This window comes from Rhizobium sp. ZW T2_16 (assembly GCF_044987325.1).
In the GTDB taxonomy this organism is placed as follows: Bacteria; Pseudomonadota; Alphaproteobacteria; order Rhizobiales; family Rhizobiaceae; genus Neorhizobium; species Neorhizobium cellulosilyticum.
Map to the genome: position 1 here is coordinate 399,774 of NZ_JBJDRG010000004.1, position 24,168 is coordinate 423,941.

21 protein-coding genes are annotated in these 24,168 nt (G+C 59.9%); 11 read left to right on the forward strand and 10 right to left on the reverse strand.

What is annotated here, in order from left to right:
• Positions 1–21: 21 nt before the first annotated feature.
• From ACI3K0_RS14695 to hutI, 4 genes are read right to left on the reverse strand one after another with little or no spacing between them, the layout of a single operon-like run.
• Positions 22–594 (reverse strand): HutD family protein, encoded by a 573-nt coding sequence (locus ACI3K0_RS14695; RefSeq protein WP_206827136.1) that lies wholly within the window; start codon positions 592–594, stop codon positions 22–24.
• 4 nt (positions 595–598) lie between these two features.
• Positions 599–2,284: a urocanate hydratase gene (hutU, locus tag ACI3K0_RS14700; RefSeq protein WP_404945507.1), complete on the reverse strand. Its 1,686-nt coding sequence runs from the start codon at positions 2,282–2,284 to the stop codon at positions 599–601.
• A 28-nt stretch (positions 2,285–2,312) separates the two neighbouring features.
• Positions 2,313–3,848 carry a histidine ammonia-lyase gene (gene hutH, locus ACI3K0_RS14705; protein ID WP_206827133.1) on the reverse strand — a complete coding sequence of 512 codons (1,536 nt, stop codon included), beginning with the start codon at positions 3,846–3,848 and terminating at the stop codon, positions 2,313–2,315.
• Positions 3,845–5,134 carry an imidazolonepropionase gene (gene hutI / locus ACI3K0_RS14710; RefSeq protein ID WP_404945508.1) on the reverse strand — a complete coding sequence of 430 codons (1,290 nt, stop codon included), beginning with the start codon at positions 5,132–5,134 and terminating at the stop codon, positions 3,845–3,847. Before hutI ends, hutH begins: the two co-directional genes overlap by 4 nt.
• Before the next feature lie 117 nt (positions 5,135–5,251).
• On the opposite strand from hutI, the gene ACI3K0_RS14715 reads away from it, so the two are divergent.
• Complete coding sequence (locus tag ACI3K0_RS14715; RefSeq protein WP_404945529.1) at positions 5,252–6,613, forward strand: formimidoylglutamate deiminase; 1,362 nt, start codon at positions 5,252–5,254, stop codon at positions 6,611–6,613.
• Between the two features lie 158 nt (positions 6,614–6,771).
• Here ACI3K0_RS14715 and araD read toward each other — a convergent pair whose 3' ends face one another.
• From araD to ACI3K0_RS14740, 5 genes are read right to left on the reverse strand one after another with little or no spacing between them, the layout of a single operon-like run.
• On the reverse strand, positions 6,772–8,511 hold the full coding sequence (gene araD / locus ACI3K0_RS14720) for an L-arabinonate dehydratase (protein WP_404945509.1): 1,740 nt from the start codon (positions 8,509–8,511) through the stop codon (positions 6,772–6,774).
• Positions 8,512–8,551: 40 nt separating this feature from the next.
• Positions 8,552–9,454, reverse strand: coding sequence for a dihydrodipicolinate synthase family protein (locus tag ACI3K0_RS14725; protein ID WP_404945510.1), 903 nt, complete (start codon positions 9,452–9,454; stop codon positions 8,552–8,554).
• 6 nt (positions 9,455–9,460) lie between these two features.
• A complete protein-coding gene (locus ACI3K0_RS14730; protein WP_404945511.1) occupies positions 9,461–10,960 on the reverse strand; it encodes a tripartite tricarboxylate transporter permease in 1,500 nt (499 codons plus the stop codon).
• A gap of 52 nt (positions 10,961–11,012) precedes the next feature.
• Positions 11,013–11,558 (reverse strand): tripartite tricarboxylate transporter TctB family protein, encoded by a 546-nt coding sequence (locus ACI3K0_RS14735; RefSeq protein ID WP_286194853.1) that lies wholly within the window; start codon positions 11,556–11,558, stop codon positions 11,013–11,015.
• Positions 11,555–12,535, reverse strand: a complete 981-nt coding sequence (locus tag ACI3K0_RS14740) for a tripartite tricarboxylate transporter substrate binding protein (RefSeq protein WP_206827127.1) — start codon at positions 12,533–12,535, stop codon at positions 11,555–11,557. Before ACI3K0_RS14740 ends, ACI3K0_RS14735 begins: the two co-directional genes overlap by 4 nt.
• A gap of 237 nt (positions 12,536–12,772) precedes the next feature.
• Between ACI3K0_RS14740 and ACI3K0_RS14745 the strand changes: the two genes are divergently transcribed.
• Complete coding sequence (locus ACI3K0_RS14745) at positions 12,773–13,798, forward strand: LacI family DNA-binding transcriptional regulator (RefSeq protein WP_404945512.1); 1,026 nt, start codon at positions 12,773–12,775, stop codon at positions 13,796–13,798.
• 1 nt (position 13,799) lies between these two features.
• On the opposite strand, the gene ACI3K0_RS14750 is transcribed toward ACI3K0_RS14745, so the two are convergent.
• Positions 13,800–14,975 (reverse strand): L-talarate/galactarate dehydratase, encoded by a 1,176-nt coding sequence (locus ACI3K0_RS14750; protein WP_404945513.1) that lies wholly within the window; start codon positions 14,973–14,975, stop codon positions 13,800–13,802.
• A gap of 113 nt (positions 14,976–15,088) precedes the next feature.
• Between ACI3K0_RS14750 and ACI3K0_RS14755 the strand changes: the two genes are divergently transcribed.
• The 9 genes from ACI3K0_RS14755 to ACI3K0_RS14795 all read left to right on the forward strand — a co-directional run bounded on the left by ACI3K0_RS14755 (position 15,089) and on the right by ACI3K0_RS14795 (position 23,892).
• On the forward strand, positions 15,089–15,973 hold the full coding sequence (locus tag ACI3K0_RS14755; protein ID WP_148144458.1) for a LysR family transcriptional regulator: 885 nt from the start codon (positions 15,089–15,091) through the stop codon (positions 15,971–15,973).
• A 357-nt stretch (positions 15,974–16,330) separates the two neighbouring features.
• A complete protein-coding gene (locus tag ACI3K0_RS14760; protein WP_206827125.1) occupies positions 16,331–17,974 on the forward strand; it encodes an ABC transporter substrate-binding protein in 1,644 nt (547 codons plus the stop codon).
• 66 nt (positions 17,975–18,040) lie between these two features.
• Positions 18,041–18,994, forward strand: a complete 954-nt coding sequence (locus tag ACI3K0_RS14765; RefSeq protein ID WP_404945514.1) for an ABC transporter permease — start codon at positions 18,041–18,043, stop codon at positions 18,992–18,994.
• Positions 18,995–18,996: 2 nt separating this feature from the next.
• A complete protein-coding gene (locus ACI3K0_RS14770) occupies positions 18,997–19,887 on the forward strand; it encodes an ABC transporter permease (RefSeq protein ID WP_404945515.1) in 891 nt (296 codons plus the stop codon).
• Entirely contained in the window at positions 19,884–20,957 is a 1,074-nt protein-coding gene (locus ACI3K0_RS14775) for an ABC transporter ATP-binding protein (RefSeq protein ID WP_404945516.1), read from the forward strand. The genes ACI3K0_RS14770 and ACI3K0_RS14775 overlap by 4 nt, the downstream gene beginning before the upstream one ends.
• Position 20,958: 1 nt before the next feature.
• Positions 20,959–21,927, forward strand: coding sequence for an ABC transporter ATP-binding protein (locus tag ACI3K0_RS14780; RefSeq protein ID WP_404945517.1), 969 nt, complete (start codon positions 20,959–20,961; stop codon positions 21,925–21,927).
• A gap of 66 nt (positions 21,928–21,993) precedes the next feature.
• On the forward strand, positions 21,994–22,671 hold the full coding sequence (locus ACI3K0_RS14785; protein ID WP_148144452.1) for an aspartate/glutamate racemase family protein: 678 nt from the start codon (positions 21,994–21,996) through the stop codon (positions 22,669–22,671).
• Between the two features lie 83 nt (positions 22,672–22,754).
• Positions 22,755–23,609 (forward strand): MurR/RpiR family transcriptional regulator, encoded by an 855-nt coding sequence (locus tag ACI3K0_RS14790; protein ID WP_404945518.1) that lies wholly within the window; start codon positions 22,755–22,757, stop codon positions 23,607–23,609.
• A gap of 76 nt (positions 23,610–23,685) precedes the next feature.
• Positions 23,686–23,892 (forward strand): substrate-binding domain-containing protein, encoded by a 207-nt coding sequence (locus ACI3K0_RS14795; RefSeq protein ID WP_148144450.1) that lies wholly within the window; start codon positions 23,686–23,688, stop codon positions 23,890–23,892.
• The last annotated feature ends 276 nt before the right edge of the window (positions 23,893–24,168 follow it).

Below are 24,168 nucleotides of genomic sequence, written 5' to 3' on the forward strand. Positions count from 1 at the left end.
TGCGGTTGCGAGCCTGACAGGTCAGTGGCTCGCGGACGCGAAGATCTCGATGACGAAACAGGGCTCTTGGGTCTCAAGCCTCAAGTCACGGCTATCTGCCGGATTATCAAGGATCACGGCGTCGAGCGGGCCAAGCTCGACCGGTGACACCTGCGCCTTGCCCGTCACAACGAGGATGACGAGTGTCGCCTCAGCAGAGAACCCGATCTCGCCGCCGTGCTCTGCCCGTGTCACACGATGCGAAAAGCGCCCGCGCCGGGTCATCACATTCAGATCGGTAATCGGCCCTTCCTGAAGCACGGCTTCGGTCTTGGCATCACCCGCAAACGAAAACGGCATAGATTTACGGCCAAGTATCGTCGACGCCATGCCTTCGACCGAAAGCATCATGCCATCCCCGGTCAGGATGCTCAGCGTCCGGTCAATGCCCGGAAAGATGGAGAACGGGCCATCGGACACGACCGGCGCCATGCTGATGCGCCAGTCGAATGTGTCGACGTTCGCGCTTTCAGGAAAGACGGCGATCTCGACCGTCTCTCCCTTGCCGTTCTTCCACGGCATGCGCTCGTGGTCGCCTGCACGAAGAATGCGCATCGGCTCAGTTTCCGAGGATGCCAGGGAGACGCAATCCCTTTTCGGTCGCGCATTCAACGGCGATCTCATATCCCGCATCCGCGTGGCGCATGACGCCGGTCGCCGGGTCATTCCACAGCACTCGCTCCAGACGGCGCTCGGCATCTTCCGACCCGTCAGCGCAGATCACCATGCCGGAATGCTGCGAATAGCCCATGCCGACGCCGCCGCCGTGATGCAGCGACACCCATGTGGCGCCCGATGCGGTATTCAGGAGCGCATTGAGCAGTGGCCAGTCGGAGACGGCATCCGATCCATCCTTCATCGCTTCCGTCTCACGGTTCGGCGACGCGACCGAGCCACTGTCGAGATGATCGCGGCCGATGACGATCGGGGCGGAAAGCTCGCCATTGCGGACCATTTCGTTGAAGGCGAGGCCGAGCTTGTGGCGATCACCGAGACCCACCCAGCAAATTCGTGCCGGAAGTCCCTGAAACGCAATACGTTCCTTCGCCATGTCCAGCCAGTTGTGCAGGTGCTTGTTGTCCGGCAGCAGTTCCTTCACCTTGGCATCGGTCTTGTAGATATCCTCCGGATCGCCGGAGAGTGCGGCCCAGCGGAACGGGCCGATGCCGCGGCAAAAGAGCGGACGGATGTAGGCTGGCACAAAACCGGGGAAGGCAAAGGCGTTTTCCAGCCCCTCATCCTTGGCCACCTGACGGATATTGTTGCCGTAATCGAGCGTCGGCACACCGGCATCCCAGAAGGCAACCATGGCTTCGACATGCGCCTTCATCGATGCGCGGGCGGCGACTTCAACCGACTTCGGATCGCTTTCGCGCTTGGCCTTGGCCTCCTCGACCGTCCAGCCGATCGGCAGATAACCGTTGCGCGGATCATGCGCCGAGGTCTGGTCGGTAACGATATCGGGGCGTGGGCCACCGGCCTGCATGCGCTTGACCAGTTCCGGGAAGATTTCGGCGGCATTGCCGAGCAGGCCGACCGATTTGGCTTCGCCCATGGCCGTCCACTCGGCGATTAAGGCCAATGCTTCGTCCAGCGTCTTCGCCTTGGCATCGACATATCGAGTGCGCAGGCGAAAATCGATGCGGGTCTCGTCGCATTCCACCGCAAGGCAGCAGGCGCCGGCCATGACGGCTGCGAGCGGCTGGGCGCCGCCCATGCCACCGAGGCCACCGGTCAGGATCCACTTCCCCTTGAGGCTGCCGTTATAGTGCTGGCGACCGGCCTCGACGAAGGTTTCATACGTACCCTGAACGATGCCCTGCGTGCCGATATAGATCCACGAACCGGCGGTCATCTGGCCGTACATGGCGAGACCCTTCTTATCCAGCTCGTTGAAATGGTCCCAGGTCGCCCAATGCGGCACGAGGTTGGAATTGGCGATCAGCACACGCGGCGCATCCTTGTGGGTGCGGAACACGCCGACCGGCTTGCCGGATTGCACAAGCAGGGTTTCTTCTTCGGTCAGCGTCTTCAGCGTTGCGGCGATCTTGTCGAAATCGTCCCAGGTGCGGGCCGCGCGGCCGATACCGCCATAGACGACCAGCTCATGCGGGTTCTCGGCCACGTCCGGGTCGAGATTGTTCATCAGCATGCGAAGCGGCGCTTCCGTCGTCCAGCTCTTGGCATTGAGTTCAGATCCCCGCGGGGAGCGGACGTCGCGGATATTGTGGCGCGGATTGGTCATGACTTCTGTTCCCGTTGTTCTTCTGCAATCAGATGTCGAGCACCGGCAGGATGCCGGGAGAAATAGCGGAGGCGAGTGCACCGGATGAAACGAGGACACTCGCGGCAGCAAGATCCGGCGCCATGTAGCGATCGTCTTCGAGCGACGGAATGGCAGCGCGCAGCACCGCCACGGCCTTTTCCAACTCCGGGCTGGTCTTCAGCGGACCGCGCAGCTCGACGCCCTGAACCGCAGCAAGGGCCTCGATGCCGAGAATGCCGAACAGGTTTTCCGTCATCGCCAGCAGGCGGCGGGCACCGTGGCATGCCATGGAAACATGATCTTCCTGGTTGGCCGAAGTCGGCGTCGAATCCACCGAGGCCGGATGCGACATCTGCTTGTTTTCGCTCATCAGCGCGGCAGACGTGACTTCGGCGATCATCAGGCCGGAATTCAGGCCCGGTTTTTGCGAGAGAAACGCCGGCAGGCCATAAGAGAGGGCGGGATCGACCAGAAGCGCTACACGGCGCTGGGCAATCGCGCCGATTTCGCAGATGGCGAGCGCCGTCTGGTCGGCGGCGAAGGCGACCGGTTCGGCGTGGAAATTGCCGCCCGAAACGACTTCGCTATCGGAGAGAACCAGCGGATTGTCGGTCACCGCATTGGCTTCGATTTCCAGCGTGCGGGCGACCTGTCGCAACAGGTCGAGGCAGGCGCCATCCACCTGCGGCTGGCAGCGGATGCAATAGGGATCCTGCACACGTTCGTCACCCTCGATATGGCTTTCGCGGATTTCGGAACCGGTCAGAAGCTGGCGCAGCGCGGCACCGGCATCGATCTGCCCCTTGTGACCACGCAAAGTATGGATGTCCGGATGGAAAGGGGCGGAAGACCCCATTGCCGCATCGGTGGACAATGCGCCAGTAACCAGTGCAGTCTGTGCGGCGCGATGGGCGCGGAACAGACCGGCAAGCGCCAGCGCGGTCGAGGTCTGGGTACCGTTGATGAGGGCCAGTCCTTCCTTGGCAGCGAGCACGACCGGCGTCAGGCCTGCCTTTGCAAGCGCATCGGCGGAAGCCATCCGCTCGCCGGCGAAAAAGGCCTCACCCTCGCCCATCATCGAGGCTGCCATATGGGCAAGCGGTGCAAGGTCGCCGGAAGCGCCGACCGAGCCCTTTTCAGGGATGACCGGGATGACGCCCTTTGCCAGCATGCCCTCGATCAACCGCACCAGATCCAGCCGGACGCCCGAAGCGCCGCGACCAAGCGAGATCAGCTTCAGCGCCATGATCAACCGCACGACGTTTTCCGGCAAGGCAGCGCCGATACCGCAGCAATGCGACAGGATGAGATTGCGCTGCAGCGTGGCAAGATCGGCACTGTCGATCTTGATCGAGGCGAGCTTGCCGAAGCCGGTATTGATGCCATAGACGGGCGCGTTGCCGGCGGCGATCTCGGCGATGCGACGAGCGCCCTTCTCTATGCCCGCATCGAAGGAGCGGTCGAGAACGGCCGGTTCATTGTCCCAATAGATGTTTGCGAGATCGGCAAGCGGGACGCTGCCCGGATGAAGCGTGATCGTCATGCGGATACCTGCTGGCCCTTGATGGTCTGGCCTTTGAAGATGCGGGAATAGAGCGGATTGAAGCCGATGCGATAAACAAGCTCCGCAGGGCGCTGGATATTCCAGATCGCGAGATCGGCGGACTTGCCGACTTCCAGCGTACCGGTTTGGCGCAGAAGTCCGAGAGCCCGGGCCGCCTCGCGCGTGACGCCGGCAATGCACTCATCCACCGTCAGGCGAAAGAGCGTTGCCGACATGTTCATCGTCAGAAGCAGTGAGGTCAGCGGAGAGGTGCCGGGATTGCAGTCGGTGGCGATTGCTATCTTCACACCAGCATCGCGCAGCGCCTGGATTGGCGGCTTTTGGGTTTCATTGATGGCGTAAAAAGCACCGGGCAGGATTACGGCCACCGTGCCCGCCTCGGCCATCGCGGCAGCACCCTCGGCATCGAGATATTCCAGATGATCGGCAGACAGCGCGCCATAGGACGCCGCCATTTTTGCCCCGCCAAGGTTCGACAACTGTTCGGCGTGCAGCTTTACCGGAATGCCGAACGCCTTGGCGTGATCGAAGACACGAGCCATCTCCTCGACCGAAAAGGCGATGCCTTCGCAAAATCCGTCGACGGCATCGATCAGACCTTCGGCATGCGCCTTGTCCATGCCCGGCAGCACGATATCGGTGATGTAATCGCCGTTGCGACCCCTGTATTCGACCGGCGTCGCGTGGGCTGCGAGATAGGAGGTTACGACGCGAACGGGGCGAACCTTTTCCAGCGCGCGCGCGGCGCGCAGCATGTTGAGCTCACCTTCGATCGAAAGCCCGTAACCGGACTTGATCTCAAGCGTCGAGACAGCTTCGGCAAGCAGAGTATCCACGCGCGGCAGCGCCGCCTCGACCAAACCTTCAACGGAAAGCGCATTGGTTGCCTTGACGGAGGAAACGATGCCGCCGCCGGCGCGCGCCACCTCTTCATAGGTCGCGCCTTCGAGCCGCATCTCGAATTCCATCGCACGATCGCCGCCGAAGACGATATGCGTATGGCAATCGATCAGACCCGGCGTGATCCAGCGCCCCTCGCAATCGATGATCGAGGCAGCATCCTTCAAATCCGCCGGTAGATCGACCTCAGCGCCGACGAATACGATCCGCCCATCCTTGGCCGCGATCGCGCCATTCTCCATGACGCCAAGCCCATTCGCGCCCTCGGCAAGGGTCGCCAGATGCGCATTTGTCCAGACCGTGATGCCCGCATGAGGCTCGGAATGACTGGAAGAAACACTGCCCAAGTTTTCGTTCCCGCACATTGATTGCGCCTTTCATTATGGGTAAACATGTATATACATAATAGCCATCTTGGCAAGCGTTTATCTTCACCTGAAGATACACCCGTGATCAGACAATCCAACGACGGACCGGCAATCATGACCAATTCGGCTGCTTCGACGCTTCATGCAGGCTCGGCACTCCTGCCTCAGGGATGGGCTTCCAATGTGCGCATCTCGATCACGGGCGGGATTATCTCGGATATCGATTTCGGCGTTGACGCCAAGGCAACCGACGAGCGTCATTCGGTTCTCGTCCCTGCCATGAGCAATCTTCACAGCCACGCATTCCAGCGCGCCATGTCCGGCTTGGCCGAACTTCGCGGACCGACAGACGACAGTTTTTGGAGCTGGCGCGTCCTGATGTATCGTTTCGCCCTGCAGATGACGCCGGAACAGATCGAGGCGGTTGCGGCACAGCTCTATATGGAAATGCTCGAATCCGGGTTCTGCCGCGTCGGTGAGTTCCACTATCTGCATCACGACCGCGACGGCTCGCTTTATGCCAATATCGCAGAACATGCCGAGCGGATCGGCGCGGCGAGCGCCGAGACGGGTATCGGCCTCACCTTGCTGCCGGTCTTTTATGCGCATTCCGGCTTCGGCGGGCAGGCTCCGATCGACGGCCAGCGCCGTTTCATCAATTCGACAGAGAGTTTTGGCCAACTGATAGAGGCTTGCCGGACAATGCAGGCCTCACTACCCGGCATGCAGCTCGGCATAGCGCCGCACAGCCTGCGCGCAGTCACGCCCGACGAGCTGACCGCTATTCTGCCCTTCGCCGAAGGCGGCCCCGTGCATATCCATATCGCCGAACAGACCAAGGAAGTGGAGGACTGTATCGCATGGTCCGGTGCGCGCCCGGTCGAATGGCTGCTGGATCATGCTCCGGTCGATGATCGCTGGTGCCTGATCCACGCCACCCACCTGACGGATCAGGAAGTGGCGAATATGGCCACAAGCGGCGCGGTCGCCGGTCTCTGCCCGATCACCGAGGCCAATCTCGGTGACGGTACGTTCGCAGCCTCCGCATTCCTTTCAAAGGGCGGCCGCTTCGGCGTCGGGTCGGATTCCAACGTGCAGATTTCTCTCGCGGGCGAATTGCGCCAGCTCGAATATTCGCAACGTCTCGCTCATCGCGCCCGCAACGTCATTGCGGCACCGAACGGATCAACCGGTCGCCGACTTTTCGACGCGGCTATTTATGGCGGGGCACAGGCTCTTGCGACGAAGGCGGGGCTGGCTGCAGGCGCCCCCGCCGATATCGTTGCTCTCGATACCGGCAATGCCTCCTATCTCGCAGAGGACAGCCTGCTTGATAACTGGATTTTCGGTGGAGATGTCACAGTCGAAAGCGTCTGGGCTGCAGGCAACAAGAAGGTCGTCAACGGCCGGCACGTAGCACGAGACAAGATCCGGAAACACTTCGCAAAAACAATGCAGGCCCTGCTTAGCGGTTAAGCGGCTACTGAATAGGGCGACTCGCGCCGGACCGATTTAGACACGACAACCAGCAAGCTTTTGAAGCGGACTTTGCTGCACAAGATGCCATCAGGCTGTGAGCAGCTGGGCCTGAACATGAGACACTAAGGGGGGTATTTCGCCCCCTCAACGCTTGCTTAATTGATCACCGGCTCAGACACTTTGGCACCGAATTCTGTCTTTAGAAAATCGAAGTCACAGCCCTTGTCTGCCTGTTCGATATGTTTGGTGAACATAAAGCCATAGCCCCGCTCGTAGAGCGGCTCGGGTGATACCCAGGCAGCCTTGCGTGCCGCCAGTTCATCATCCGGGACGAGCATGTTGAGGCTGCGGGCCGGAATATCGAGTTCCACCATATCCCCGGTTTTCAACAGGGCCAGCGGTCCACCGACAAAGGCTTCCGGTGCGGCGTGCAGCACGCAGGCCCCGAAACTCGTTCCCGACATGCGGGCATCGGAAATCCGCACCATGTCCCGCAGGCCGAGTTTCAAAAGCGCTTTCGGCATCGGGATCATCCCCCATTCCGGCATTCCCGGTCCGCCCTGCGGCCCTGCATTGCGCAGCACCAGCACCGTTTCCGGCGTCAGTGGATAATCGGGATCGTCGATAATCTTCTTCAGTTCCGAATAGCTGTCGGCCACCAATGCCGGACCCTGGTGCCGGTGAAATTTCGGATCGCAGGCCGCGGGCTTGATCACTGCTCCATCCGGGCAAAGATTGCCCTTCAAGACGGCCAGCGACCCTTCGTGATAGACGGGATTGGACAGCGGCCGGATGACATCCTCGTTCCAGATCTTCACATCATCCAGCCCATCCGTGAGCGGCTTGCCTGTGACGGTGATAGCGGCCGGATCCAGCTTGTCGCCAAGCTGCTTCATCAGCGCCCGCAAGCCCCCGGCATAGAAGAAATCCTCCATCAGATAGGTCGCGCCTGAAGGACGGATGTTTGCGATAACCGGCGTCGTGCGGCCGATGCGGTCAAGATCCTCTAGTTCCAACGGCACGCCGGCGCGGCGCGCCATGGCGATCAGGTGGATGATCGCATTGGTCGAACAGCCCGTCGCCATCGCCACTGTGACGGCGTTGGTGACAGCAGCCGGCGTGATCACCTTTTCGGGCGTCAGATCCTCCCACACCATCTCGACGATCCGCCGGCCGCAGGTGGCCGACATGCGCTGATGGTTGGCATCGGCCGCCGGAATGGAGGAAGCATTCGGCAAGGTGAGCCCCATCGCCTCGGCAATCGCCGTCATCGTGGACGCTGTGCCCATGGTCATGCAATGGCCGTAGCTGCGGGCGATACCGCCTTCGATCCCCTGCCATTCCTCTTTTGAAATCGTTCCGGCCCGCCGTTCATCCCAATATTTGAAGCCGTCTGTGCCGGAGCCCAGAGCCTTTCCGGCATAGTTACCGCGCAGCATCGGCCCGGCCGGCAGGTAGATGAAAGGCAGTCCCATCGACACCGCGCCCATGACCAGTCCCGGCGTGGTCTTGTCACAACCACCCATCAGCACCGCACCATCAATCGGGTGCGATCTGAGCAGTTCCTCTGTCTCCATTGCCAGCATGTTGCGATAGAGCATGGTCGTCGGTTTGACGAAATTTTCCGAGAGCGACAGCGCCGGCAGTTCCATCGGAAAGCCGCCTGCCTGCAAGACACCACGCTTCACCCATTCAGCCCGTTCGCGAAAGTGCATGTGGCAGGGCTGCGCATCCGACCATGTGTTGATGATCGCAATGATCGGCCGACCTTCCCAGTCTTCCGGCGCATAGCCCATCTGCATGGTCCGCGACCGATGGCCGAACGACCGCTGGTCGTCCGGCATCATCCAGCGCGCCGAGCGCAGTTCCTCATACGTCTTTTTCCTGATCGTCATTCTTCACTCCTCGCACCATAAGGCGCTGCCAATCGGCTCATCAGAAGCTGATTCCGTTGCCTGAAATGAAAGCCGAAAGCGCAGCTTGCTGCTGTGCCGTCAAAGGCCAGGCCGAGGGCGGGCGTGCTGGGCCACAATCATGCCCAATCAGCGCCAGCGCGGCCTTCACCCCGGTCACATTCGTCCCGTTCATCTCTTCAGCCCGAACCGACTCGAAGTCCTTCATGCCGTCGATCAGCCGGTTGGCGCCCGTATAGTCACCCGTTGCAAGTGCGGCATGAATGGCAACTGACCTTTGCAGCCAGACATTGATGAGGCCGGACGTGAAACCTCGCGCACCAACCGCATAGAATACCGGTGCCCAGATCTCCGCCAGACCGCCCACCCAAACGATCTCCGGATCGCAGGCCGCCATCGCTTCCGATAGTGTCAATGGGTTTGGCATTGCCCATTTGACGCCGATGACGGAGGGCAGCGCGCACAGATCCGCAATCGCCCTGGTGCCGATTGCATCGTTGCGCAAATAAAGCACGACCGGCAACCCGTCTGCCGCATCCGCCACCGTCCGTACGTAATCGACAAGCCCGCGCGGGGAGGAAAACGGATCCGGTGACTGATGGACCATCAGCGCCGAAGCGCCGGCTTGACGCGACACGGATGCCAGCCGACAGGCATCACGTATGCCTCGCCCGACGCCGGCTACCAGTGGCACCCGGCCGGCCACATGTTCGGCCGAAGATTGCACCATCGCCTCTGCCTCGTCGAGCGTCAGGGCGTAAAACTCGCCGGTATTGCCATTGGCGACCATGATATGGACGCCCGCGGCGATCGCCCGATCGATGATCGGCTCCTGCATCTCCGGCAGGATATCGCCGTTATGATCGTAAGGCGTGACCAGAATGCCGGATATGCCGGTAAGGGCGGATTTCAGATCCTGCATCATTGCGTCCTACTCCGTAAATGCCTCTTCGCGCTTGCGGCTGATGCTCGGCGAAAGCACGAGCGCCAGAACCACGACGGCGAAGATCAGAAGCGAAAGGCTGAGCGGGCTGCGCACGAAAATCGACGGATCGCCCTGGCTGATCAGCATCGCACGGCGCAAATTCTCCTCCAGCATCGGCCCAAGAATGAAGCCCAGAAGCAACGGCGCCGGTTCGAACCGCATTTTGCTGAGCGCAAAGCCGATGACGCTGAAACCCGCCATGACGAATACGTCGAAGACGCTGTTGTTGATGCTGTAGGCGCCGATGCAACAGAAGCCGATAATAGCAGGGAAGAGGAGATGATACGGCACGGTTAGCATTTTCACCCAGAACCCGATCAGCGGCAGGTTGAGGATGACAAGCATGAGGTTGCCCGACCACATTGAAACAATCATACCCCAGAACAGAGCCGGTTCGTCCGAGATGACGTTCGGACCGGGGGTAATACCCTGTATGATCATGGCGCCGACCATCAACGCCATCACCGGGTTGCCAGGAATGCCGAGCGTCAGCATCGGAATGAATGAGGTCTGCGCGCCGGCATTGTTGGCGGATTCCGGTGCTGCAACGCCTTCGATCGCCCCTTTGCCGAATTCGGCGCGGTTTGGGGAAATCCGTTTTTCCATCGCATAGGAAGCAAACGAGGCAAGCATCGCTCCACCGCCGGGCAGGATCCCGAGAAAGGAACCGAGGGCGGTGCCGCGAAGGACGGGGGCGATGATCCGCTTGATATCCTGCCTGGTCAGCATCAGTCCGGTGACGCGTTTCACACCCACCGAACGTTCATGCTCGCTTTCCAGGTTGCGCAGGATCTCGCAGATCCCGAAGATACCCATGCTAACGGCAACGAAGTTCAAACCGTCATAGAGTTCGGGAATATCAAAAACATAACGCGGCGTGCCGCTCTCCACATCGGTGCCGACCGTGCCGAGGATCAATCCGAAGACGATCATTGCAAATGCCTTCAACAGCGACCCACTGGCGAGCGCAACCGAAGCGACGAGACCCAGCACCATCAGCGAAAAATATTCCGCCGGCCCGAAATTCAGCGCTACGGCTGCCAGAGGCGGTGCGGCAACAGCAAGAAGGATGGTTGCCACTGTACCTGCGAAAAACGAACCGAGTGCCGCCGTAGCAAGCGCAGCACCGGCTCGGCCGTTGCGCGCCATCTGATACCCGTCGATTGCAGTAACAACCGAGGAGCTTTCGCCCGGCAGATTGATCAGGATCGCCGTTGTCGAGCCACCATACTGCGCACCGTAGAAGATGCCAGCCAGCATGATCAGTGCCGATTCCGGCGGCAAGCCGAAAGTGATCGGCAACAGCATGGCGATCGTCGCCGTCGGCCCTAGCCCCGGCAGTACACCGATCGCGGTGCCGAGCAGGCAGCCGATAAAGCCATAGAACAGGTTCATCGGCATGAAGGCGGTCGAAGCACCGAGCCAGAGGTTAGAGAAGATATCCATAAGCAATCCATTCCGTTTCGTCGGCTAGTCAGAAAGCACTTGTGAGAGCCCGCTAGAAAAGTTCGCCGATAAAGGGGGTCCAGGGGCCAAAGGCTGAGACCGGAAGCGACAGGAGCTTGGTGAAAAGCAACACGGAACAGGCAGCAAGAAACAGTCCGAGCAGAATTGAATGTCGCCAATTGGCATAGCGGCTGGCGGTCGCTACGCCGACGATCAGCAGGAGCATTGTCGGCGCCAAACCAAGCCCCGCAAGTGCGAGACCGAAGCCGATCGGTCCGAGAATTACCAGAAAATAGGCCTTCCAGTTCCAGGTTTCCGGATCACCTGCTTCGGCATCGACCATCAGCGACTGCACGACGATCAACGCACCAATAGCCATCAGGAGAAGGCTCAACATGGTCGGGAAGTAACCCGGCCCCATCTGGAAGGAGTTCCCGACTTCAAGTTCCCGGCCGAACCAGATGAACAGCAAGCCGACACAGATCATCGTCACGCCGCCGACGAAGTCGCGGCTGTTTCTAATTTTCAGCATGGCATGATACTCGCGTGTGAAAGACATGCCGGCCGGGAACTGGATCCGGCCGGCAGATTGGCTCATTGCAGCGGCACGTTCGCGGCCTTGATGACGTCAGCCCACTTTGCCGTTTCCTTGTCTATAAAAGCCTGGAACTCGGCCGGCGTATTACCGACCGGCGTCACGCCCATCGCCTTGAGCTTTTCCTGCATCGCAGGCTCCGCGATAATGGCCTGAACTTCCTTGCTGAGCTTTTCGACGATTTCCGGCGGCGTGCCGGGAGGAGCGAAGAGGCCATGCCACGAGGTCGCCTCGAAGCCGGGAATCGTGCTTGCCATGGTCGGCACGTCGGGCAGCAAATCAGCCTTTCCGAGGCTGGTGACAGCCAGCGCCTTCACCTTGCCCGCCTTCACCTGCTGGGCGGCCGTTGGAATATTGTCGAACATCATATCCACATGGCCGGCCACGACATCGAGGATCGCCTGACTGCTACCCTTGTATGGAACGTGAGTAATCTTGATGCCGGCTTTGGTCGCGAGAAGCTCGCCGGCCAGATGGATGGAGGTACCGACGCCAGAAGACGCATAGGTATGCTTGCCCGGCTCTGTTTTCAGGAACGCGATCAGCTCCTCTACATTGTTCGCCTTGATCTTGTCCGGGTTGACAACGAGCACGTTCGGCAGGCTGGCGATCAGCGAAATAGGTGCGAAACCTTTCTCTTTGTCGTAAGGCAGCGTCTTATAGAGCGTCTGGTTGATCGCGTTGGAGCTGACCGTACCCATGCCGATCGTATAGCCGTCAGGCTTCGAACGAGCGAGGTCGCCCAGACCGATGTTACCACCCGCGCCGGGCTTGTTCTCCACGATGAAACGTTGCCCAAGGCGCTTGTCCAGTTGCTCGGCAACGAGACGGCCGAACGTATCGGTATTGCCGCCCGCTGCGAATGGCACGACGACGGTCACGGTCTTGGTCGGATAATCCTGCGCGTGGCTCGGTTGCAAGCCGACGACACAGATAGCGGTCGCAGCGGCCGCAATCGTCATGAAACGTTTGAGCTTCATATTATTTCCTCCAATTATCCGGCCTCCTGCCGGTCCCAATCCTCCATTCCCCGACCCTCCGACGAAGAAATGAAAGCGCTTTCATTGTAACTTCAAAATCCTCATCCGCAACCGCCACGTGAAAAATTTTAAATCATCAATTTCAATTGATTAGAACTTTTATCGCCAAATTTTTCGATTTATCGCTTGATAAAAGCTATAATGAAAGCGTAACTCATTTTCACAGGAATGAGTATCATGACCGATTACGACAAAAGCAAGCATATCAGGCACGGCGGTCCGGTGACGCTTGCCGATATAGCCAAACTCGCCGGCGTCTCGCCGGTCACCGTTTCGCGCGCCATCAACACTCCGGCGCTGGTCAAGCCGCACACACTGGAAGCGATCGAAAAGGTCATTGCCCGCACCGGCTATGTGCCAAATCTGCTTGCCGGCGGCCTGGCTTCACGCCGCACGAGGCTGATCGCCGCGATCGTCCCTTCGGTCGCCAGCACCATTTTTGCCGAAACCATTGAAGGGCTCAATGCCGAACTCGTCTCCGCCGGCTATCAGCTTCTGCTCGGCCTGTCAGGCTATGACCCCGGCCGCGAGCTGGAACTGACCCGTGCCATTCTTGCCCGCCGGCCGGACGGCATCATCCTCACCGGCATTACCCATATGAAGGAAACCCGCGCCATGCTCACGGGCGCGTCACTGCCTATAGTGGAAATATGGGACTCTACCCCCTCGCCGCTCGACACCGCCGTCGGCTTTTCCCATGCGGCAGTCGGTCGGCTGGTTGCCGAGCATCTGCTAATCCGGGGCTATGACCGCTATGCGCAGGTCGGCGCCAACGACCCGCGCGCCGTTCAGCGCCGCGATGGTTTCGTCAATCGGCTGAAAGGGATTGCCGAGGTCGAGTTGCCGGAACTGGATATGAATTCACCCTCCACCTTCCGCGACGGACGCATGGCGATGGCGCAACTTCTCGATCGCGGAGGAGGCTCGCTCGGCGTCTTTTGCTCATCGGACGTGGTCGCGCATGGCGCACTGGCTGAAGCTCATGCACGCGGCTGCAACATTCCGGGGGATCTCGCCATCATAGGGTTTGGCGATTTCGATTTCGCCCCGCACACCCATCCGCCGCTGACAACGGTCCGTATCGACCGTCGCGATATCGGCACCAAGGCGGCCCGCTCGATTCTTCGAAAAATAGCGGGTGATACAAGTGTAGAGGCGATGATCGATATCGACTTCCACATCGTTGCTCGCGGCACCGCCTGATTCAAGGTTTCTTGCCGAATTCGGCCGTGCCGCGCGTCCAATGTCCCGCCTGCTCTGATAGCGTGATCCCAAGTCCGGGCCGGTTTGGCACCAGCATGCGTCCCCCCTTGATTTCCAGCCGCTCGTTGAACAGGGGATCAAGCCAATCGAAATGCTCTACCCAAGGCTCAAGTTCGTAGGCTGCAGCGAGATGCAGATGGATTTCCATGGCAAAATGCGGCGCGAGCTGCAGCTTTTTCGCCTCAGCCAGCGCACAGATCTTCAGGAACTGCGTGATGCCGCCGACACGCGGTGCGTCCGGCTGGATGAAGTCGACAGAATTATTCTGGATGAGCGCAATATGCTCCAGCACGCTCGCCAACATCTCACCGGTCGCGATTGGCGTATCGAGCTGAGCTGCCAGCGCGGCATGTCCTTCGACGTCATACGCGTCGAGCGGCTCCTCAATCCAGGTTAGATTGTAAGGCTCCATGAGCCGACCGAAACGCATCGCATTCGGGCGGTCCCATTGCTGATTGGCATCGACCATCATTGCAGCACGGCCACCGATCCGGTCATGCACGGCGGCGACGCGCTTGAGGTCAACCGCCATATCCGGTTGCCCGACCTTGATCTTGATCCCGCCAATGCCGGCCGCGATCGACTGCTCGACGTTGTCGAGTACCTCTTCGATCGGCGAGGAAAGAAAGCCACCGGACGTATTGTAGCATTGCACGCTGTCGCGATGTGCGCCGAGCAGTTTGGCAAGCGGCAGTCCGGCACGCTTGGCTTTCAGATCCCACAGCGCGACGTCAAAGGCAGCGATTGCCTGCACCGCAAGTCCGCTGCGCCCAACGGAAGCCCCCGCCCAGCAGAGTTTGTTCCAAAGCTTGCCTATATCGTTCGGGTCTTCGCCGATCAGGACCTGGGCGATTTCTTTTGCATGCTCATATTGTCCCGGCCCGCCGGCGCGTTTGGAATAGCTGAAGCCAATGCCGCTGTGACCGTGCTTCGTCTCGATTTCAGCGAAGAGGAACGCCACTTCCGTCAGCGGCTTTTGTCGTCCGGTGAGCACTTTCGCATCGCTGATCGGCGTCTTCAGTGGCAAGAAGACCGACGACAGCTTGATCCAGGCAATACTGTCGGCTCCGACCGTCGTACTTTGCGGATCATTCGCTACTGGCAACTGCGTGTCCATGTTTCCACCCCATGTTCGGCTGCTCGGAGCCACATCCTCGCTTGACCAATAATCTCGAGATCAATTTAAGTCCAAGTCGATTATTATTGAATATCGATACAAGGATTGAATAGATGTTGGATATGGGTCAGGTCCGATCCTTTGTTATTCTGGCATCCGAGCTGAATTTCAGCCGGGCAGCCAGACGACTGAACATCACCCAGCCACCGCTCAGCCGGCAAATCAGGCTGCTGGAGCAGGAACTCGATGTGAAACTGGTGGAGCGCACGAGCCGTCGCGTCACACTCACTGCTGCGGGAATGACGTTTCTTGCCGAAGCACAAAGGTTACTTGAGCAAAGCGACGCCGCGATAACGGCAACACGGAGGGCTGCGCGGGGCAGCGCCGGATCCATAAAGATCGCCTTTGTCGGAGCCGCCACATATAGTTTCCTGCCCAAATTCATAGGTCAAGCGCGCGCCGCAGCACCGCAGATCGAGCTGGAGCTTGTGCAGATGGAAACGTCCGAGCAGCTTCAAGCCATCAATGCTGGCGATATCGACCTTGGCCTCTCACGTCCGCTTGCCGGCACACACCATCTCGAAAGTATCTCTGTTGCGCAAGAGCCCATGATGCTGGCCATACCTCGTGCACATCCACTCGCCACCAAGCGCCGCCCTGGCCTGGATGCACTCAACGGCGAACCCTTTATCAGCTTCTCGACGCCAGCCCGCTATCTCCACGACAAACTGACGAGACTGATGGCTGACAATTCAGTCACACCCCGGATCGTTCAAAGCATGACCCACTCGCAGGCGATCCTATCGTTGGTCAGTGCCGGAATAGGTCTGGCAATCGTGCCCGCCGGCACACAGAACGCCTGTTTCGACAACGTCGTGTTTCGCCCGATGGATCTGCAGCAAGAATGTGTTGCCGAACTTCATGCCATCTGGAGCCCGAACAACCGGAATGCGCTACTGCCGGACATCTGCGGCCTCGTATCTGCCATCGACAGCTAAGGTTTGCAGAGATTAGCGAGGCTTTCAGATATCTGCATCCCAATAGGGATGAGTTCCGAAAAACTCGACCATAAAGTCAATGCCGAGCGATTTTGAGGAAAACCGATGCTCGTACCGCTGATGCGAATAGCTGATCTCAGGCCTCCATATCCTATGTTCTCAACTGCCCATATCTGACCCGTCCCATGCCTGATTTTTTATCAGATACACTTGTAACGCATCGCCTTACCCTCGGAGAAAAAATCTAAACAACTGACAAAACTATGAAATTTCAGTTTCACATTTGTTGGCATGAAACCTGCTTCTCTTTATTCGACTGGGCAAAAGTCCAGCACAGATTAAAAAAGAGGGAACGGTATGACAAAAACATCTTTGAGGAACTGGCGTGACGGGGGATTTTTGAAGACCCTGCGGACGGCGACGATACTCGGCGTGGCTTTTGCTGCCACTGCCAGCTCGGCGTTTGCTGCCGGGACGCTCCGGATTGGCATGACGGCATCCGATATTCCCCTGACCACCGGTCAGACGGACCAAGGCGGCGAAGGCCAGCGCTTCATGGGATACACGGTCTACAATTCGCTGATTGAGTGGGACCTCAGCAGAGCCGACAAGCCCTCTGCGCTGATCCCCAGCCTTGCGACGGCCTGGACTGTCGACCCGGCCGACCATACCAAATGGACATTCAAGCTGCGTGACGGCGTGAAATTCCATGACGGAAGCGTCTTCAACGCCGATGCCGTCGTCTGGAACCTCGACAAGCTCCTGAAGACCGACGCCCCGCAATTCGACCAGCGCCAGTCGGCGCAGGGCAAATCGCGCATTCCGGCGGTTGCCAGCTACAAGGCGACCGATCCAAAGACCGTCGAGATCGTCACCAAGTCTCCTGATGCGACCCTGCCCTACCAGATCAGCTGGATCCTGATGTCCTCGCCGGCAAACTGGGAAGCCCAGGGCAAGAGCTGGGAAAAGGTCGCGCAGCATCCGTCCGGCACCGGCCCGTGGAAGATGGAAAGCGGATTTACCCCGCGCGAACGTGCCGAACTGACACCCAACAAGGATTATTGGGATACAGCTCGCATCCCTAAGCTAGACAAGCTGGTGCTGATCCCGCTGCCGGAACCGAATACCCGCGTTGCAGCTCTGCGTTCCGGCCAGGTCGACTGGATCGAAGCCCCGGCACCGGATTCCGTCAAGTCGCTGAAGGATGCAGGGTTCTCCATCGTCACCAATGCCTATCCGCATAACTGGACCTGGCATCTGTCCCGCGTCGAAGGCTCGCCGTGGAACGATGTTCGCGTCCGCAAGGCCGCAAATCTCGCGGTCGACCGCGACGGCCTGAACGAGCTGCTCGGCGGTCTGTCCATTCCCGCCCAGGGCTATCTTCCGCCCGGCCACCAGTGGTTCGGCAAGCCCGACTTCAAGCTCGAATACAATGTCGAGGAAGCCAAGAAGCTGATGGCGGAAGCGGGCTACGGTCCGGACAAGCCGATCACCACCAAGGTCGTCATCTCGTCCTCCGGTTCGGGCCAGATGCTGCCGCTCGCGATGAACGAATATATCCAGCAGACGCTCGCCGAAATCGGCATCAATGTCGAATACGAGGTGATGGACTGGAACACGGTCATCAATGTCTGGCGCGCTGGCGCCAAGGATGCCAGCGCCAAGGGCGCGACGGCTGTCAACTACAGCTACTTCATCCAGGACCCCTTCACCGCGCTTATCCGCCAGTCGCAGTGCAACCTCGCACCGCCGAACGGCACCAACTGGGGTTATTACTGTGACCCGGAAATGGATGCCCTGTTCAACAAGGTGCGCACCACCTTCGATGCCGCCGAACAGGACAAGGTGCTGCAGCAGGTCCACGAGAAATATGTCAACGATGCGCTGTTCCTGATGGTGACGCATGACGTCAACCCGCGAGCCATGAACACCAAAGTCAAGGGTTTCGTGCAGGCGCAGAACTGGTTCCAGGATTTCTCGCCGATCACCGTCGATCCCTGATGCCCAACGCCCGGATCGTGCCCTAAAGGGCGCGATCCCACTCGTTCAGGTTTTCCGGAGAAGCTCATGCTCGTCTACGCCTTTAAACGGCTTCTGCATGTCATACCCGTCGCGATCGGGGTCAGCATCGTCTGCTTCATGCTCATCCATATCGCCCCCGGCGATCCTCTCGCCGCCATCCTGCCGACAGATGCCTCGCTCGAATTGCAGGCGCAGATGCGCTCCTTCTACGGTCTCGACCAGCCGCTTCCGGTGCAATACGCGCTCTGGGCCTGGCATGCCCTGCAAGGTGATCTTGGCACCTCGATTGCCACCGGCCGCCCGGTGCTTGCCGAAATCCTCAGCGCCTCGGTCAACTCGATCATCCTCGCAGTTGCCGCCACTATCATCGGCTTCACCTTCGGCTCTGCCCTCGGCTTCGTCGCCGGTGTCTTCCGTGGAGGCTGGATCGACCGCATCGCCTCCGGTCTTGCCATGCTCGGTGTCAGCGTGCCGCATTACTGGCTCGGCATGGTCCTCGTCATCGCATTTTCCGTCTCGCTGGGCTGGCTGCCGTCGATGGGCGGCGGTCCCGGCGGTTCGGACGGACGAAGCTTCAGCTGGGATTATATCCAGTATCTCATCCTGCCGGCCGTCACCATGTCGGTCATTCCGATGGGCATCATCGCCCGCACCATCCGCTCGCTGGTGGCAGACATCCTGTCGCAGGATTTCGTTCAAGCGCTGGCTGCCAAAGGGCTGATGACGAAACATGTGATGAGCCACGTCATCCGCAACGCCGCACCGACGGCGATTTCCGTCATGGGCCTGCAACTCGGTTACCTGCTTGGCGGCTCGATCCTGATCGAAACCGTCTTCTCCTGGCCCGGCACTGGTTTTCTGCTGAACGGAGCGATCTTCACCCGCGACCTGCCGATCCTACAGGGCACGATCCTGGTGCTCGCAATGTTCTTCGTCATCGTCAATCTCGTCGTTGACGTGCTGCAAAGCGCCATCGATCCGCGCATCCAGAGGAGCTGAACATGGCCGTCATCACCGCCGACACTTTGCCCACCCCGCTTGCCGTGCCGAAATCTACCGGCTTCTGGAGCGGCGTCCTGCAGCGTCTCTGTCGTGACCCGGTGGCGCTCGCGGCACTCGCCGTCCTCATCATCATCGTCGTGGTCGCCATCCTCGCGCCCTATATCGCCCCTTACGACCCGGCCAAAGGCAGTGTCATCCGAAGGCTGAAACCTATCGGCACCGAGGGCTATATTCTCGGCACCGACGAACTCGGCCGCGATATGCTGTCGCGCCTCATCTATGGCTCCCGCCTGTCGCTGATCATGGGTGTCGTGCCCGTCCCGATCGCCTTTGTCATCGGCTCGATCATCGGCATCGTCGCCGGTTATGCCGGCGGCATCACCAACACGCTGATCATGCGCACGGTCGATGTCTTCTATGCCTTCCCTTCTGTCCTGCTCGCGGTCGCCCTTTCCGGCGCGCTTGGTTCGGGCCTGACGAATGCGCTCGTCTCGCTCACCGTCGTCTTCATCCCGCAGATCGCCCGTGTCGCCGAAAGCGTCACCACCCAGATCCGCAACCTCGATTATGTCGATGCGGCGCGTGCCTCCGGCGCCCCGGCATTCACGATCATCCGCGTCCATGTTCTCGGCAACGTGCTCGGGCCGATCTTCGTCTTCGCCACCAGCCTGATCTCGGTGTCGATGATCCTCGCCTCCGGCCTCTCTTTTCTTGGACTCGGCGTGCGTCCGCCGGATGCCGAATGGGGGCTGATGCTGAACACGCTGCGCACCGCGATCTACAACAATCCGGCGGTTGCCGCCCTGCCCGGCGTGATGATCTTCGTCACCTCGATCTGTTTCAACCTTTTCTCGGACGGTCTGCGTCAGGCAATGGATGTGAAATCATGAGGACAGTCGCAGAGACCACCATTCCCGACCTTCCGCTCGGTGAACGCGGCGGCCCGGCTCAGCCGCTGATCTCGGCCCGCGGTCTGATCAAGCATTTCCCTGTAAAAGGCAGCGGCTTTCTTCAGCCGAAAAAGGTCGTGCGCGCCGTCGATGGCGTCGATTTCGACATCCTGAAAGGTGAAACGCTCGGCGTTGTCGGTGAAAGCGGCTGCGGCAAGTCCACCACCGCCCGGCTTCTGATGCAACTGATCATCCCTGACCAGGGTGAGATCCTGTTCGACGGTGAAAAGGTCGGTGCCGCCCTGCCGCTTGCCCAGTACCGGCGACAGGTGCAGATGGTGTTTCAGGACAGTTACGCCTCGCTCAATCCGCGCCTGACAATCGAAGAGTCCATCGCCTTTGCCCCCCGCGTCCATGGCGTGCCGCAGGCAAAGGCGATTGCCCGCGCCCATGACCTGCTCCACCGCGTCGGCCTTGAACCGGTCCGCTTTGCCGGCCGTTATCCGCACGAACTCTCCGGCGGCCAGAGACAGCGTGTCAACATCGCCCGCGCTCTGGCGCTCGAACCGCGCCTTGTCATCCTCGACGAAGCCGTTTCGGCACTCGACAAATCGGTTGAAGCGCAGGTGCTCAATCTGCTTCTTGATCTCAAGCGCGATTTCGGCCTGACCTATCTGTTCATCAGCCACGATCTCAACGTCGTGCGCTTCATGTGCGACCGGGTGATGGTCATGTATCTCGGCAAGGTCGCCGAGGTCGGCACGCGCGAGGCGATCTACGAAAACACGAAACACCCCTACTCAGCCGCCCTCCTCGCCTCCATGCCGAAGATGGATCCGGCGGAGCGCACCGAGGAACCGCCGCTTTCCGGCGATCCGCCGAACCCGATCGACCCGCCATCGGGCTGTCGGTTCCACACCCGGTGCAGCATGGCGGAAGGCGTCTGTTCTGCCACGCCCCCTCCCCTTGCGGTCGTCTCGGGAGAACAGCAGGCCGCCTGCCTGATGTCGGTTCCCGGCTCCGGCCACAGCCATGCACCAAAACCTGCACTCGAATTGATGGAGGCCTGAGATGAGTGAAGAGCAGACAGTTATCGATATCCGCGACCTCTCAGTTACCTTCCATCGCAGCCGCAAGCCGGTGAAAGCCGTTAACGGCGTCAGCCTGTCGGTCAAGGCCGGCGAAGTGGTGGCGCTTCTCGGCGAATCCGGTTCGGGCAAGAGCGTCACCATGCGCTCCCTGCTTCGCCTGCATCCGAAGGGCACGGATATCGCCGGCAGCATGACCGTTTCCGGTCGCGATGTGATGGCGCTTTCGACACGCGAACTCGGCCAATTGCGCGGCGCCACCGTCTCGATGGTCTTCCAGGAGCCGCGTCTCGCGCTCGATCCGGTCTACACGATTGGCCGGCAGATCGAGGAAACCATCATGCGGCACGAAAAAGTGTCGCGGCAGGCAGCGTCCGAACGGGCACTCGCACTCTTTCAGAAAGTGCGCATTCCCTCGCCCGAACGGCGGCTGAAGAATTACCCGCATGAAATGTCGGGCGGCATGCTGCAGCGCTCGATGATCGCCATGGCACTTGCCTGCAATCCGAAAGTCCTCCTCGCCGACGAGCCGACGACCGCGCTAGATGCGACGGTTCAGATCCAGATCCTGCTTCTGATCCGCGAGCTGCAGAAGGAATACGGCCTCTCGGTCATCTTCGTCACCCATGATATCGGCGTCGCGGCCGAAGTGGCAGACCGCATCGCCGTCATGTATGCCGGCCGGATTGTCGAGGAAGGCAGGGTCGGCGACATCATCCGCGATCCGAAACATCCCTATACCAAGGGTCTTCTCGGCGCCCGTGTCGAACTCGCGCATGGCCGCGACCGGCTGGTGACGATACCCGGTTCGCCACCAGATCTTGCCGCTATGCCGCCCGGCTGCGCGTTCGCACCGCGCTGCGGCCAGGCCTCGGACATATGCCTCAGGGACGTGCCGCTCTTGAAGCCGATCGGAGAGACGGGCAATATCGCCTGCATTCAATATGCCTGAACTGAAGCACAATAAAAAACGCAATGACAAAGGGAGGCAGTCGTGCGGTCGTGCACGGCTCGAGACATGACGCATATCACCTTGATCAACCCGAATACATCAGCGGCCACCACAGCCATGATGACCGATATCGCACGCAAATATCTGCCTGCGGAGGCGACCATCGAGGGCGTCACCGCGGCCGGTGGCGTGCCGATGATCCTTGATGAGAAGCAGCTTGGCGCAGCCACCGACGGCGTCATCGAAATGGGGCTGGCCAAATCAGGCAAGTCGGATGGATTGATCATCAGCGCCTTCGGCGACCCGGGGCTCGATCGGCTGCGGGAGATTTGCGATATTCCGGTGGTCGGCATATGCGAAGCGAGCATGCTTGAAGCCTCGCTCGGTGGGCGACGCTTCGGCATCGCGACAGTAACACCGGATCTTGTCGGAAGCTTTGCCGGAAAAGCCGATGCATTGGGCCTGACCCCGTTCTTCACCGGCACGCGACTCACGAGCGGAGATCCGGTAGCGCTTGCATCCGATCCTCAGCGCCTGCATGCGGCACTGGCGGTCGCAGTGCGCGAATGTTTCGAACAGGACGGCGCAGAAGCCGTGATCATCGGCGGCGGCCCGCTTGGTCAGGCCGCCGATGATCTGCAGCGCCTCTTATCCGCCCCGGTCATCGCGCCGATCCGTTCCGCCGTTGCACTGCTTCTTTCCCGCATCGCGGCACCTCCGGCAAGGAAAAGGATCGCACGGTGACAGGGGCGTCATCGCCCGACCGCCGGGACATATTTCCTGTTGCAAGCGTAACAACTCCAAGCGACATTCCGCCCGCTGATGACATGGCGGAGTTTCCCGTGACCAAGGACAGGTCGTTCCTCTATCGCGTAAGGCAGGCCCTGCCCGATCTTCGACCCGCCGAAAAGCGGCTCGGTGAATTCGTCTGCGATTTTCCTGGCGAACTCGCCAGCTATTCCGCCCAGGAACTGGCGGCATTGGCGCATGTTTCCAAGGCAACCGTCACCCGTTTCATCCAGCATCTGGGTTATGAGACCTATGAGGAAGCCCGCCGCCACGCGCGCGCAGAAAAGCAGACGGGCTCGCGGCTATTCCTGGCAACCGCGACCGATGCATCGACAGTACAATCCATGCAGGCGCATGTCGCGCAAAGCATGGCCAATCTTGAAGCGACGTTTCTCTCCATTTCTGACGGCCAGATCACGGCGGTGACCGACGCGATGATGGCGGCCCGAAAAGTCTGGGTGATCGGCTTTCGCAGCAGCCACCCTTTCGCTTCCTATCTGCAATGGCAGCTGACGCAGGTGATCGAGGATATCGTCGCCGTTCCCGCCGCCGGCCAGACACTGGGCGAGCATTTCGTCAGCCTTCGGGAGGACGACGTCGTGGTCTTCTTCGCCCTGCGCCGCCGAACTGCTCAGGCCGATGCCATCCTCACCCAGGTTCGCAAATCGAAGGCGAAGCTTCTCTATGTTACCGACGAAGGCGCACCCTTCGACACGAGGGCGACATGGCATATGCAATGCCAGACATTCGCCCCCGGCCCCCTGTTCAATCACACGGCCCTGATGGCATTGTGCCATCTGCTGATCACACGATGCCTCGAAAAGGCGGGCACCGAGGGCCGCAAACGCTTAAGAAACATCGAAGCGCTGAATGAAAGCCTTGAGGAACTCTGAGCTGGCTTGAACGCGATGCAAAGGCAGCGCTCGCAGGTGGGTGGTCAGGGGCTTTCATGTGGACTGAACCCATGGGTTGGTCCTGCCACGCGATATCGCCATCGCCGGCTTCGGGAACTATGAAATGGCATCGGTGTCCGACCCTGGGATCGCCACCATCAACGTGGACAGCTTCGTAATCGGCGCGCAGGCGGCCGAACAGATGATTGCCATGCTGGAAAACCGAAGTGCGGCGAAGATCACAAAAACAGGCTATAATGTCTTGCGACAAGGCAGCACTTGAGAGCCGCTATCCAGCAAACAAGATCGGCTGCACGGGCGGAAAAAATCGGCGTTTGGGTGATGGGAATACCACGTAAACGGCAAGCCTTCAGGCTACCGCTTTTGCTTTCAGGATGAGGATCGATACCAAGCAATTACGCTTCATTTCCTACTCCCGCGTTTTGTTTTCGATTGCATATGTTATCGATAACATCTATGTCAACTTCAAAGACGCTTATGAACCGGGAGGAATTTCTGATGTCATTTCCGCTGTTCGATCTGACGGGTAAAACCGCGC